General features: G+C 52.6%; 1 pseudogene. It reads left to right on the forward strand.

Going from position 1 to position 829, the window contains the following annotated elements:
• Nucleotides 1-393: 393 nt before the first annotated feature.
• Nucleotides 394-829 (forward strand): annotated as a pseudogene (locus CWC16_RS19360) (reverse transcriptase domain-containing protein); the annotation flags it as partial.

Consider the following 829-nt stretch of genomic DNA (forward strand, 5'->3'; position numbering starts at 1 on the left):
CTGAAGGAAGCCGGTAGCAAAATTGCGAGCTGATGAACAAGAACATCATATGAGGCGTAGGCTGAAGGCGAGTTGGCACAAGACAACGAAGCCATGTGATCTAACGGCCACCGTAAATGATGCAGTTGCGCAATGACAGTTCATGTCCTTATCCGGGGAGATCTGCCTGACAAGCGATTGGTTATCTCCCAGTTCTCAGCCACTGGTGTCAACAGGCTCGGCGAACAGTCCTCATCACCCTGTTCGAGCAAATACGATGACCACCAATAGCGCTGACAGAAGCAATTCTGACCGGTGATCAGGCAGAAGTCAGCAGACGGCATAGTAGCCAAACGCCCGGTGTAATGGCCGGGACAGGGTGAAGGCCAGAACATCGAGAATAAAGGAGGAGCCTTGTCAAACCTGCATAAACGAATACTGCCCGGTAATGACGTACCCCAGCGTAATGATAAGCAGCCAGCCTTTGGCGACAATTTATTCGACCGCATGATGCACCCTGAAAACCTTCAGAGTGCATGGAAACAAGTTCGTGCCAACAAGGGCGCAGCCGGAGTAGACGGTATGACTATTGACGAATTTCCTGAATGGGTACGCCAAGGTCACTGGAAGCATACGGCCAACGCTCTGAAGAACGGACACTACACACCTGCACCGGTGCGCCGTGTGGAGATCGATAAACCTAATGGAGGGAAACGCCCACTGGGTATTCCCACCGTAAAGGATCGCGTAATCCAACAAGCGATTGCACAGGTTCTGACGCCTTTATTCGACCCCGGATTCTCGAACAACAGTTTCGGATTCCGTCCCGGTCGCAACGGGCAACAGGCCG

It is taken from the genome of Pseudoalteromonas sp. S3776, assembly GCF_005886915.1.
Lineage (GTDB): Bacteria > Pseudomonadota > Gammaproteobacteria > Enterobacterales > Alteromonadaceae > Pseudoalteromonas.